Source organism: Pseudomonas sp. NPDC090592 (genome assembly GCF_044769185.1).
Taxonomy (GTDB): domain Bacteria; phylum Pseudomonadota; class Gammaproteobacteria; order Pseudomonadales; family Pseudomonadaceae; genus Aquipseudomonas.
On sequence record NZ_JBIVXJ010000033.1, the window covers coordinates 1 to 12,364 of the forward strand.

The 12,364-nt window shown below is 59.4% G+C and carries 10 protein-coding genes; 9 read left to right on the forward strand and 1 reads right to left on the reverse strand.

Going from position 1 to position 12,364, the window contains the following annotated elements; all coding sequences use genetic code 11:
- Positions 1-1,634, reverse strand: a 1,634-nt coding sequence (locus ACIQUI_RS23615; protein ID WP_403203107.1) for a TonB-dependent siderophore receptor, incomplete at its 3' end; no start/stop codon positions are given.
- A gap of 204 nt (positions 1,635-1,838) precedes the next feature.
- On the opposite strand from ACIQUI_RS23615, the gene ACIQUI_RS23620 reads away from it, so the two are divergent.
- The 9 genes from ACIQUI_RS23620 (at position 1,839) to ACIQUI_RS23660 (ending at position 12,318) form a co-directional block, all read left to right on the forward strand.
- Positions 1,839-3,158: an NAD(P)/FAD-dependent oxidoreductase gene (locus ACIQUI_RS23620; protein WP_403203108.1), complete on the forward strand. Its 1,320-nt coding sequence runs from the start codon at positions 1,839-1,841 to the stop codon at positions 3,156-3,158.
- Between the two features lie 352 nt (positions 3,159-3,510).
- Positions 3,511-4,659 (forward strand): UDP-4-amino-4-deoxy-L-arabinose aminotransferase, encoded by a 1,149-nt coding sequence (gene arnB, locus ACIQUI_RS23625; protein ID WP_403203109.1) that lies wholly within the window; start codon positions 3,511-3,513, stop codon positions 4,657-4,659.
- Complete coding sequence (locus ACIQUI_RS23630; RefSeq protein WP_403203110.1) at positions 4,656-5,666, forward strand: glycosyltransferase; 1,011 nt, start codon at positions 4,656-4,658, stop codon at positions 5,664-5,666. The genes arnB and ACIQUI_RS23630 overlap by 4 nt, the downstream gene beginning before the upstream one ends.
- Before the next feature lie 4 nt (positions 5,667-5,670).
- The gene (gene arnA / locus ACIQUI_RS23635) at positions 5,671-7,659 is read left to right on the forward strand and encodes a bifunctional UDP-4-amino-4-deoxy-L-arabinose formyltransferase/UDP-glucuronic acid oxidase ArnA (protein ID WP_403203111.1); all 1,989 of its coding nucleotides are present in this window, start codon (positions 5,671-5,673) and stop codon (positions 7,657-7,659) included.
- Entirely contained in the window at positions 7,656-8,543 is an 888-nt protein-coding gene (gene arnD, locus ACIQUI_RS23640; RefSeq protein WP_403203112.1) for a 4-deoxy-4-formamido-L-arabinose-phosphoundecaprenol deformylase, read from the forward strand. The genes arnA and arnD overlap by 4 nt, the downstream gene beginning before the upstream one ends.
- Positions 8,540-10,189 (forward strand): lipid IV(A) 4-amino-4-deoxy-L-arabinosyltransferase, encoded by a 1,650-nt coding sequence (gene arnT / locus ACIQUI_RS23645; protein WP_403203113.1) that lies wholly within the window; start codon positions 8,540-8,542, stop codon positions 10,187-10,189. Before arnD ends, arnT begins: the two co-directional genes overlap by 4 nt.
- A complete protein-coding gene (locus ACIQUI_RS23650) occupies positions 10,186-10,536 on the forward strand; it encodes an EamA family transporter (protein WP_403203114.1) in 351 nt (116 codons plus the stop codon). Before arnT ends, ACIQUI_RS23650 begins: the two co-directional genes overlap by 4 nt.
- Positions 10,533-10,928: a 4-amino-4-deoxy-L-arabinose-phosphoundecaprenol flippase subunit ArnF gene (gene arnF / locus ACIQUI_RS23655; protein WP_403203115.1), complete on the forward strand. Its 396-nt coding sequence runs from the start codon at positions 10,533-10,535 to the stop codon at positions 10,926-10,928. The genes ACIQUI_RS23650 and arnF overlap by 4 nt, the downstream gene beginning before the upstream one ends.
- 13 nt (positions 10,929-10,941) lie before the next feature.
- On the forward strand, positions 10,942-12,318 hold the full coding sequence (locus tag ACIQUI_RS23660) for a UDP-glucose 6-dehydrogenase (RefSeq protein WP_403203116.1): 1,377 nt from the start codon (positions 10,942-10,944) through the stop codon (positions 12,316-12,318).
- Positions 12,319-12,364: the final 46 nt, after the last annotated feature.

Sequence of the window (12,364 nt, forward strand, 5' to 3'; positions counted from 1 at the left end):
ACGTTTTCCTTGACGATGTGGTACACCGCTGCATCCACACTAAGCTGGCGATCCAGCGGCTCCCACTTCACGCCCAGTTCGTAGGACTTGCCTTTCTCCGGATCAAAGCCACCTCCCGCAAAGGGCGTGCCGCTGTTGGGCTTGAACGAGCGTGCGGTGTTGGCATAAACCGCAACCGTATCGGTCAGGTCGTAGAGCAGGCCGAAGCGTGGCGTAACACCATTTTCGCCTTTGCTGAAGTCGCGGTTTATTGGTCGCTTGTCGTCGTAGTCATGCTCGAATCGCTCGAAGCGCACGCCGGCCAACGCTTTCAGACGCTCGGTCAGGGCTACCTGGTCCTGGATGAAGAAGGCCCAGGTTTGCAGGTTTTCCTTGTCCCACGTGGTGGGAATTGCATTCAGTGCCGGCCTTGGTTGGCCCAGTACAGGGTTGTAGATGTCGATCGGGTAGGCGGCCGAGGAGCGCTGAATGATCGAGTTGTAGTCGTAGTTCTCGTACTCGACGCCGGTCAGCAGGGTGTGGCTGAAACCGCCCGTATCGAAATGCCCGGTCAGGTTCAGCTGCCAGTCACGATCGGTCCATTCCAGCTTGCGGTAGTTGAAGTTGCGCTGCAGCGTGCGGCCATCAACCGGTGCGCCATTGGCTTCGACAGCGTTCCCCTTGAGCGAGCCATCGAGGAACTGGAAACCTCCGGCCAGTGTCCAGTTGTCGTTGAGCAGGTGCTCGAAACGTACCTGGGCCATGTTGTTGTCATTGTGCAGCAGGTTGTCGCTGCCTTTTTCCCAGATGTAGGTGTCGCGCGAGGCACTGCCGGTCTGCGTGGCGTAACGGGTCAGGCCACGGTCCAGCGGGTGGTTGTTGCGCATGAAGTCGCCTTCGAAAATCACCTTCGTGGCGTCGTTGACCTGCCAGCTGATCACTGGCGCAACATCGTAGCGCTCGCTTTCGACGTCATCACGGAAGCTTTCACCGCCTTCACCCAGCACATTCAGGCGATAGGCCAGCGAGCCGTCGCTGTTCAGTGGGCCAGTGGCGTCCAGCGTGGCGCGGTGCATGCCCTGGTCATCGAACTGGCTGCCCAGGGTGACCTTGGACTCTGGCAGGGGCTGCTTGCTGACCACGTTGAACGTACCACCTGGGTCGCCACGGCCGTACAGGCTGGTAGCCGGGCCACGGATCACTTCCAGGCGCTCGACGGTATTGGCGTCGGGGGCGTTGGGGTAGCCGCGGTTGATCGGGAAACCGTTGCGGTAGAACTCGCCGGTGGTGAAACCACGCACGGTGAAGGTGGTCAGGCCCTGGCCGCCAAAGTTGTTGGCGCGGCCGACACCGCCGGCGTAGTCCAGGCCGTCCTGCAGGCGCGTGGCGCCAGTGTCTTGCAGCACATCCTTGGGCACTACGCTGACCGATTGCGGCGTTTCATGCAGCGCCGTGTCGGTGCGTGTAGCGCTGGCCGAGCGAGTAGCCTTGTAACCCTCGACCGGCCCATCGGCACGCTCGTCATCAGGGGTACTGGCATTGATGTTCACCGCCTCGAGCTCGATGCCGGAAGGCGCGGCAGCAGGAGCTTGCGCCGCCATTGCAGATAGTGACGTAGCGTGAAGCAGGCACAGCGAAACGATCGTGCGACGCATCGATGACGAACCCTGAGATTAGACGAAAGTAGTAGAGGAATGAGGAAGCGCGCGCATCCTATCTGCAACTAATTCGCATTGGCAATTACTTTCCGTCGCACTGCCGCCGTACTGGAAAGGCGTCAGATTTTCCGTCCTGCACGTTATATTTATGGCCTGCCATGAATGACATAGTCGCGCCAAAACAACCCCAAGAAGACGCGCATGTACAGAAACACTTCTACTCCCGCTGACGATAACGGTTGCGGCTGGTTTCACCTGAGCCCGGCCCGCAGCGTACGTCCCGCTCACAAAGGCCGTAGCGAGGCACGCTGGGTGGTGTTGGGCGCGGGATTCACCGGTCTCGCCGCAGCCAGGCAACTGGCCCTGCGTTACCCTGACGATCACATCATTCTGGTGGAAGGCCAGCAAGTCGGGTTCGGCGCATCCGGCCGCAACTCTGGCTTCGCCATTGACCTTCCCCACGATATCGGTGCGGCCGATTACATCGGCCATTTACCCACCGCGCGGATGAACCTGAAGCTCAACCTGCACGCCCAAGCCATCATCAAACAGTTGGTCGCCGAGCACGGCATCGACTGCCAACTACGCCCGGATGGCAAATATCAGGCAGCAGTCGAACCCAAGGGACTGGCGGTACTGGAAGCTTATCGCAGCGGCCTGGACAAGCTTGGGCAACCCTATGAGGTGTTCGAAGGACGTGATGTCCAGGATCACCTCGGCACCGCCTTCTACCGCAAGGCGCTCTATACCCCCGGGACCCTGCTGCTGCAACCCTCCGCCTTGGCCATGGGGCTGGCCGAAAGCCTGCCGAAGAACGTCACGCTGTTTGAAAACACGGTCGTCACCCACCTCGAGCAAGGACAGCGCACCGTCCTCAAGCACGCAGGTGGCGAGATTGTTGCCGAGCAGCTGTTACTGACCAACAACGCGTTTGCCAGTCATTTCGGCTTCCTCACCGGCCGACTGCTGCCGGTCTTCACCTACGCCAGCATGACCCGCCCGTTGACCGAGCAAGAGCAGGCTCGCCTTGGGGGCAAAGAAACCTGGGGTATCATTCCGGCCGACCCATTCGGGAGTACCTTGCGCCGCACGCCTGATCAGCGTCTTCTGGTGCGTAACAGCTTCAGCTTCAACGCCGATGGCCGCGCCCATCAGCGCTACCTGGACCGGGCACAGCGCCAGCACCGCGCCTCGTTCGAACGCCGATTCCCAATGCTATCCGGAATGCCTTTCGAGTACACCTGGGGAGGCTCCATGTGCTTGTCGCGCAACCACCTGTCCCACTTCGGTAGCCTGGCACCGAACATTCATGCCGCGCTGTGCTGCAACGGCCTGGGGATCACCCGCGGAACGGCAACCGGCACACTGCTTGCCGATTGGCTGGCGGGTGACCGGAACGAGCTGATCGACTTCCTACTTGACTCCGATGGCCCGAATCGCAACCCGCCCGAACCTTTCCTGAGCATTGGTGTGAACGTTAACCTGCGTTGGGGCCAACTTCGCGCCGGCAAGGAAAGCTGAACGACACTGACCATGACTGACCTTGCCACCCCCGCCTGTGGCAGGCCAGTCAGGGCGATATCACCGAACCGAACGCGCCTCGCTGATGGGCAGGCCGCAAGATCCTCGTTGGGCCTTGAACCTGCTACAACGCATTCAGCATGCTCGTCTTGTTGATCAGTCCTGCCACCCCCTGAACTACGCCCCCTGCGAGCACCACACAGCGCCTTCCAAATTCTCGGAACGCGGTCCCTTACTGTTTGATGACTTCTTGATAATTCGTTAAACGATTCTCGACAACACCCGCCTAATCTCCGCCTCGTTCCTCGTTGCACCCCGCTTCCTATAGTTACCCTTCCCTCCCGAGGTCTCCATGACCGAACAATTCCTGCCTTTTTCCCGACCCAGTATCGGCGAAGAAGAAATCGCGGCCGTTGAAGCAGTCCTGCGCTCAGGCTGGATAACCACCGGTCCCAAAAATCATGAGCTCGAACAATGCTTCGCTGCATACATAGGCTGTCGTCACGCGGTAGCCATGTCGTCAGCTACCGGCGCCCTGCACGTCACGCTTTTGGCCCTTGGCATCGGGCCGGGCGATGAAATCATCACACCCTCCCTGACGTGGGTCTCCACCGCCAACATCATTACCTTGCTCGGGGCAAAACCCGTCTTCATCGATGTGGACCGCGACACGCTGATGTGCACGGCAGAACAGGTAGAAGCGGCAATCACCCCGCGAACTCGCGCGATCATTCCGGTGCATTACGCGGGCGCCTCTCTCGATCTCCCGCCCTTACGGGCATTGGCGCAAAAGCATGGCATCAGGCTTATCGAGGACGCTGCTCATGCAGTGGGCACCCGCTATCGCGGTGCGCCGGTAGGCCAAACCGGTACCGCTATTTTCTCATTCCACGCGATCAAGAACCTTACCTGTGCCGAAGGCGCCGTACTCGTCACCGATGACGACGCGCTGGCCGAGCGGGCGCGACGACTCAAATTCCATGGACTAGGCGTCGACGCGTTTGACCGCTTGAATCTGGGAAGGCGGCCGCAGGCCGAAGTGATCGAGCCAGGTTTCAAATACAACCTCCCTGACATGAACGCCGCAATCGCCCTGGTGCAACTACAGCGCTTGGAAACCTTGCGCTCACGGCGGGAAAGCCTGGCCATGCGCTATCTGGAAAAATTGTCGCATCTCCCGCTCGATCCGCTGCACCTGCCACATCACGAACAGCGACATGCCTGGCACTTGCTCATCGTACGTATCGACCAGACCCGATGCGGGCTCAGCAGGGACGCTTTCATGGAAGCGCTCAAGGACAGAGGCATCGGTACCGGCATTCACTTCATCGCCACCCACTTGCATCGCTTCTACGCAGACCAGGGGAATCAGCCAAACCTGCCCAACAGCGAGTGGAATTCATCGCGGCTGTGTTCACTGCCGCTTTTTCCTGACATGCGAGAAAGCGACGTCGACCGCGTAGTCAGTGCCGTTGAAGATGTACTGGAGGCCAAGTGTTGAAACCTTATCCCGTAAACCTTGTGTCCGTGATCATCCCGGTCTACAACGAGGAAGCGAGCCTGGCCGAGCTGCTCATGCGCACCGAAACCGCGTGCAGCCAACTGCCACAGCCGTATGAAATCATTCTGGTGGACGACGGCAGTCGCGACCGCTCCCCTGCATTGCTCAAAGAAGCTGCCCTGGCGCCAGGCAGTCATGTGGTGGCAGTCATGCTCAACCGCAACTATGGCCAACACGCGGCCATTCTTGCTGGCTTTGAGCACGCCCAGGGCGATGTGGTCATCACGCTGGATGCTGACCTGCAAAATCCTCCGGAGGAAATTCCTCGCCTGGCAAGGCAGGCGGCATTGGGCTACGACGTGGTCGGAACAGTGCGCGAGCGTCGCCAGGACTCCGCTTGGCGACGCTGGCCGTCGCGCGTGATCAACTGGGCAGTCAAGCGCTCGACCGGTGTGGCCATGAACGATTATGGCTGCATGTTGCGTGCTTACCGACGGCACATTGTCGACGCCATGCTCGCCTGCCGCGAACGCAGCACGTTCATCCCTATTCTCGCCAACAGTTTTTCCCGGCATACCTGTGAAATCAACGTGGCTCACGCAGAGCGTGAACACGGTGAATCGAAGTACAGCCCCATGCGCTTGATCAACCTGATGTTCGATCTGATCACCTGCATGACCACCACCCCTCTTCGCCTGTTGAGCATCGCCGGCGCTGCACTTGCAAGCGCAGGTTTTCTGTTTGCCGTGCTGCTCATGATCATGCGCCTCGCATTGGGCGCGGCATGGGCAGGCAACGGGATGTTCGTGCTCTTCGCCGTGCTGTTCATGTTCAGTGGCGTGCAATTGCTTGGCATGGGCCTGCTGGGGGAATACCTGGGGCGCACCTACAACGATGTACGCGCAAGGCCTCGCTTCTTTATCGAAAGCATTCATCGCGCACCGTTGGGCAACGCCTCGACCGCCACGCCACGACTCATCGCACACCGTTCTGCACTGGAATCCTGATCACATGTCACGTAAAGCCGTTGTTTTCGCCTACCACGATATTGGCTGCGCCGGTATCGAAGCCTTGCTCGAAGCAGGCATTGAAATTGCCGCCGTCTTCACCCACACCGACGCCCCTCAGGAAAACGTGTTCTATGCATCTGTCGCCCGTCTGTGCGCTGAGCGCGATATCCGCGTGTACGCGCCAGACGATGCGAATCACCCATTGTGGGTCGAACGTATTCGTGCGATGAAACCCGACCTGCTGTTCTCGTTCTACTACCGCAACCTGCTGGGAACAGACCTGCTCGCCTGCGCCAGTCGCGGCGCCTACAACTTGCATGGTTCACTGCTGCCGCGTTACCGCGGCCGGGCTCCGGCCAACTGGGTTCTGGTCAACGGCGAAAGCGAAACTGGCGTTACCTTGCACCGCATGGTCGAACGCCCGGATGCCGGGCCGATTCTCGCTCAATGTCCGGTTCCGATCGAACCCGCAGACACTGCGCTGTCGCTGCACCATAAGCTTAAAGCCGCGGCTGTGAACCTGCTTAGAGACAGCTTGCCGCCGTTGCTGGCCAATCAGCTGCCTGAAGTTGCGCAAGATGAAACCAAGGCAAGCTACTTCGGTCGCCGTAGTGCCGCCGATGGCTTGATTGACTGGTGCAGAACCGCACATGAGCTGCGCAACCTGATTCGGGCGGTCACGCACCCTTACCCAGGCGCCTTTTGCATGCTGGGCGAGCGCAAGCTGATCATCTGGAATGCAGAGGTTGCGGACAATCACTCAGGACAGGCTCCGGGCACGGTACTGTCCATCGACCCTCTGTGCATCGCCTGCGGCGAAGGCGCGTTGACAGTGCGCCAGGGCCAATGTGATGACAACGGGCTCTACCTGACCGGCGCACGCCTGGCGGCGGAGCTCGGTTTGGTCGAAGGTTCAGTGGTGCGCAGCATTCAGAGGAGCGTCAAGCGCCGGACGCGGGTGTTGATCCTCGGCGTTAACGGTTTTATCGGCAATCACCTTTCCGAGCGCCTCCTCGGCGATGACCAATACGAAATTCATGGCATGGACATCGGCTCAGATGCCATCGCGCGGCTGATCGAGCATCCCCGCTTCAATTTTGTCGAGGGTGATATCAGCATTCATTCCGAATGGCTGGAATACCACATCAAGAAATGCGACGTGATATTGCCGCTGGTGGCCATTGCAACGCCCATTGAATACACCCGTAACCCACTGAAGGTATTCGAGCTGGACTTCGAAGAAAACCTGCGGATCGTGCGGTACTGTGTGAAATACGGCAAACGCGTTATTTTCCCATCGACCTCGGAAGTCTATGGGATGTGTCAGGACGCAAGCTTCGACGAAGACAGTTCCAACCTGGTTGTTGGACCGATCAACAAACAACGCTGGATCTACTCGGCGTCAAAACAACTGCTCGACCGCGTCATCTGGGCGTATGGTCACCAGGGCCTGGACTTCACCCTGTTCCGCCCATTCAACTGGATGGGGCCACGCCTGGACCGGCTCGACTCGGCACGAATCGGCAGCTCCCGTGCGATCACCCAGCTGATCCTGCACCTGGTCGAAGGTACGCCCATCAGGCTGGTCGACGGTGGTGCTCAGAAACGCTGCTTCACCGACGTCGACGACGGCATCGAGGCACTCGCCCGCATTATCGATAACCCCGGCCAGCGCTGCAGCGGTCAGATCATCAACATTGGCAACCCGGCCAACGAGGCCAGTATCAGAGAGCTGGCACATGAGCTGCTACAGCAATTCGAGGCCCACCCACTGCGTCAGCATTTCCCGCCTTTTGCCGGTTTTCATGACGTGGAAAGCCGGACGTTCTACGGCAATGGCTATCAGGATGTCACCCACCGCACGCCCAGCATCGAAAACGCCCGGCGTCTGATCGGCTGGACGCCAACGATCGAGTGGCGCCAAACCATCGCTAAAACCCTGGACTTCTTCCTGCACGAAGCGTTGCGCGAACTTGAGGTGCGCTCGTGATCTCGGCAGGGTTGCGTATAGACGTAGACACCTTTCGCGGCACTCGCGAAGGGGTGCCCCGGCTAATAGACCTTCTGGAAGAAGCCGATATCAAGGCAACGTTCTTTTTCAGCGTCGGGCCGGACAACATGGGCCGGCACCTGTGGCGTCTGGCGCAGCCGGCATTCCTTTGGAAGATGATGCGGTCACAGGCGGCCAGCCTCTACGGGTGGGATATCCTGCTCGCCGGCACTGCCTGGCCAGGCAAGCCGATCGGCCGCGAACTTGGACCTTTGATGCGTCGCGCCCAGGCAGCCGGGCATGAAATCGGGCTGCACGCCTGGGATCATCATGGCTGGCAGGCACATGCCCATCAGTGGTCACCCGCCCAGCTGCATGAACAGATCCGCAAGGGGCATGACTGCCTGTCGGACATTCTGGGGCAGCCTGTCAGATGTTCGGCTGCCGCCGGGTGGCGGGCCGACACGCGTGTGATCGAAGCCAAAGAAGCATTCGGGTTTCATTACAACAGCGATTGTCGAGGGCATGGCGCGTTCCATCCCCGGCTAAGCGATGGCCGTGACGGCACGCCTCAGGTCCCGGTAAACCTGCCGACGTTCGATGAAGTCGTCAGCCCCGCGCTGTCGGTCGACACCTTCCATGATCTGGTGCTGAAACGAATGGCGTGTGGCCCTGGCAACATCTACACCATTCACGCGGAAGTGGAAGGCATGCGCCTGGCCCCCAAATTCCGGGAGCTGCTGCAACGTGTGAAGCAGCAAGGCATTGGCTTTCGCCCACTTGGCGAAATGCTGAGCGAGTCCAGTGGCAGCTTGCCCTGCGCGCAGGTGGTCCGCGGGCGCGTCAAGGGGCGCCAAGGATGGCTGGGAGTTCGTCAACCATGAGCCAGATCCGCACATGGTCGCTAGGCATCATCGTCTTCGCCATTTTTTACCTGATCCCTTTGACCAATCACGGCCTTTGGATTCCAGACGAAACCCGCTATGCGCAGATCAGTCAAGCGATGCTCCTGGATGGTGACTGGATTTCGCCTCACTTCCTGGGCTTGCGTTATTTTGAAAAACCTATCGCCGGCTACTGGATGATCGCGCTCGGCCAGGCGATCTTCGGCGACAATCTCTTTGGTGTGCGAATCGCTTCGCTGGTAGCAACAGCATTGAGTACCTTGCTGGTCTACCTGCTTGCACGACAATGGTGGGGCAACTCCAGGTCGAGTGCACTAGCGGCATTACTGTACGCAAGCTTCGGGCTGATTGCCGGGCAAGCCGGGTACAGCAATCTGGATCCCCAATTCACCCTGTGGGTGAACCTCAGTGTGTTTGCACTGTGGAATGCGCTTGAACGCGGTGCCAGGGCCATAAGGCTGGGCTATTGGCTACTGCTTGGCTTCGCCTGTGCAATGGGCTTCTTGACCAAAGGTTTTCTCGCGCTGCTTTTGCCAGTGTTGATCGCGGTGCCCTATGCCGCATGGCAAAAACGTGTGAAAGCTCTGCTGATTCACGGACCTCTGGCAATAGTGGGAGCCTTGCTGATCACGCTTCCCTGGGTGCTGGCCGTTCACCACCACGAGCCAGACTACTGGCGATTTTTCTTCTGGCACGAACACGTCCGCCGCTTTGCCGGGGAAGATGCACAACACGCGCAGGCATGGTGGTTTTATCTGCCATTACTCGTCGTCGCGACCTTGCCCTGGGCGGGGCTGATACCGAGCACCTTGCGCCAGGCATGGCACGAACGCGGTCAACCCGCTATTGCATTTTGCATCATGTGGTTCGTGATGCCACTGATCTTCTTCAGCCTTTGCCGGGGCAAGCTCCCGACTTACATCATGCCTTGCCTGATGCCGCTGGCGCTGGTCATGGGGCATTTCCTCGCACAGCGCTTGCAATTGCAACGTAGCAACGGGCTGCGCCTGAACGCCGTGCTCAATGCCCTGGTTGCCTTGGGAGCGGGCGTATCGCTTGCTTTCATGCAATTGCACCGGCCTGTTTATGTCAATGACGCATTCCATCTGACCTTGGTCTGGATTGTGATCGCTACCTGGGGTTTCGCAGCGTTAGCGGCATGGGTTCGACCTGTCCAGTACTGGCACGCACCACTCATGGCAATCTGGATGCTGATTGCGTTCCTCCCGGCGGCCATGCCTCACACCGTTGTACAGAGCAAGACACCCGATACTTTCATCGCCAGTCAGATACCCGAACTGGCGAAAGTCCGGCATCTGGTCAGCAATGATCTTGGGGTTGCCTCAGCCCTCGCCTGGCGCCTGAAAACACCCCAGGTCACGCTCTACGACACTCAGGGCGAGCTCAAGTACGGCTTGTCCTATCCCGAGGCCAGCCAGCGGAGCATCTCTGCAGATCAGATCCAGGACTGGCTGGCGCGCGCTCGTATCGACGGCCCCGTGGGCGTGTTGCTGCGAATAAAGAGCGAGCGTGACCAACATCAACTGGACCTGCTTCCCACGGAGGGTCAACGCTATACCTCCGGGCGTCTTACCCTGGTCATCCTGCCGCAGGTCCTGCCATGAACGTAGCCTTGGTACTGGCAACGCTGGCGCTCACCTGTCTTGGCCAGATCGCGCAAAAACTGACAGTGCAACACTGGCAAGGGCAGCCAGCGAAAGCCAGCGGGTGGCTGCGCATTCGTTGTGCATGGCCATGGGTGGCGGCCGCCAGCCTGGGTTGCGGGCTGCTCTGCTGGATGTTGGTGCTGCAACGCATGGATGTCGGCATCGCCTACCCCATGCTCAGCCTTAATTTCGTGCTCATCACCATTGCCAGCCGGTTGCTGTTTGGCGAAGCAGTAGACACGCGTCATCTGCTCGGGCTTGGCCTGATTGTGGTGGGTGTCTGCCTGCTGGGTTCCGGTCTATGAACAGCTATGCGGGGTGGTTACCTGCCGGAGCCAGCGTGGTGCTGGTCAGCGCCGCGCAACTGGGCATCCGCTGGGCAATGAGCCGCCTTCCCCCACCGCCTCTGTGGCTCAGCGCTGAACTGTCCTGGGCAGCGCTGGCGGTGCTGAGCACAGCCGTACTGGCCTATGTCGCATCGATGCTGTGCTGGCTATCAGCACTCAAGTATCTACCGCTGGCAAGGGCCTACAGCTTACTCAGCATCAGTTACATATTGGTTTACGCGCTGGCCGCCACCCTCACCGACTCTGGTGAGCCACTGACCACCACCAAGTCGCTCGGGGTTTGCCTTGTGGTGACGGGTGTGTGGGTCATCAACAGCCGCCGTCCGCAGCGAAGCGCATCAGAATATTGATAAGGATCACACTATGAAAATCACTGTATTTGGCAGTGGCTACGTTGGCCTGGTCCAGGCCAGTGTGCTGGCCGAGGTCGGTCATGACGTCGTTTGCATGGATATCGATGGACGCAAGATCGATCAGTTGTCCAGAGGCATCGCGACCATCTACGAACCTGGGTTGGATGAGTTGCTGCGCGACGGGCTGGATAGCGGGCGATTGAGGTTTACCACTGACGCCCGACTGGCCGTGGAACATGGCCGCGTGCAATTTATCGCTGTCGGCACACCTCCCTCGGAAAGTGGAGCCGCGGACCTGTCAGCGGTGTTCGCGGTCGGCACTCAGATCGCAGACTATCGCGTGGATCCCGTCATCATTGTGGAGAAGTCAACAGTCCCGGTCGGCACCGGCGACCGTCTGCGTGCTCACATAACACGGCAGTTGCAAGCAAACGATCGCAACCTGGATTTTGAAATTGCGTCCAATCCGGAATTCCTTAAAGAAGGTGCCGCATTGGCCGATTGCCGGCGCCCCGACCGGATCGTGGTGGGAAGCGACGTTGAGGAGGTTCGCCATGTGCTGCGCGAACTCTATGAACCCTTCAACCGAAATCACGACCGCATGTTGTTCATGGGGTTGCGCAGCGCTGAACTCACCAAGTACGCGGCCAACGGCATGCTTGCAACGAAAATCAGTTTCATCAACCAGATTGCTGAGCTTGCCGAGCACCTGGGAGCCGACATCGAGGCCGTTCGGCTGGGTATCGGCGCAGACCCCCGGATTGGCTACCATTTCATTTATCCTGGCTGCGGCTATGGCGGGTCATGTTTCCCCAAGGATATGCGTGCATTGATCCACAGTGCTGAGCAGGTGCAATGCTCCAGCGATTTGCTAAAGGCCGTTGAAGCGATCAATCAGCGGCAGAAGAGCAAGCTTTTTGAACGGGTCCAGTCCTATTATGGCGGCAACCTGCAAGGCAGGACATTCGCGCTGTGGGGGCTGGCATTCAAACCCAATACCGACGACATGCGTGACGCCCCCAGCCGCGAGCTGATGGAAGCACTTTGGGAGCACGGCGCACGTGTCCTGGCGTATGACCCCGAAGCAATGTACGAAACGCAGCGTATCTACGGCCACAGTCAGCGTTTGACCTTGATGGGCACGCCTGAGGCCACGCTGAGCGGAGCCGATGCATTGATCGTGTGCACGGAGTGGCAGCAATTCAAAGCCCCGGACTTTGAACTCATAAAGCGGCAACTGAAAACGCCGGTGGTGTTCGATGGTCGCAACCTGTATGACCCCGAGCGCATGGCCAGGTACGGGTTCAGCTATTACCCGATTGGCCGAGGGCTGTCCTGCCAGCCCAACCCCTTGGGTCAAACCGCCATGACGGTAGCGGCTTGCTAAGCGGGAGCCTGCTCTGCACCACAGGGGCAGGCACTCATTCAAAACG

What these genes read in the sequence shown, in the direction of transcription:
- ACIQUI_RS23620 (WP_403203108.1), top strand. Translation starts at nt 1,839, where the DNA reads ATGTACAGAAACACTTCTACTCCCGCTGACGATAACGGTTGCGGCTGG.
- arnB (WP_403203109.1), top strand. Translation starts at nt 3,511, where the DNA reads ATGACCGAACAATTCCTGCCTTTTTCCCGACCCAGTATCGGCGAAGAA.
- arnA (WP_403203111.1), top strand. Translation starts at nt 5,671, where the DNA reads ATGTCACGTAAAGCCGTTGTTTTCGCCTACCACGATATTGGCTGCGCC.
- arnT (WP_403203113.1), top strand. Translation starts at nt 8,540, where the DNA reads ATGAGCCAGATCCGCACATGGTCGCTAGGCATCATCGTCTTCGCCATT.
- ACIQUI_RS23650 (WP_403203114.1), top strand. Translation starts at nt 10,186, where the DNA reads ATGAACGTAGCCTTGGTACTGGCAACGCTGGCGCTCACCTGTCTTGGC.
- arnF (WP_403203115.1), top strand. Translation starts at nt 10,533, where the DNA reads ATGAACAGCTATGCGGGGTGGTTACCTGCCGGAGCCAGCGTGGTGCTG.
- ACIQUI_RS23660 (WP_403203116.1), top strand. Translation starts at nt 10,942, where the DNA reads ATGAAAATCACTGTATTTGGCAGTGGCTACGTTGGCCTGGTCCAGGCC.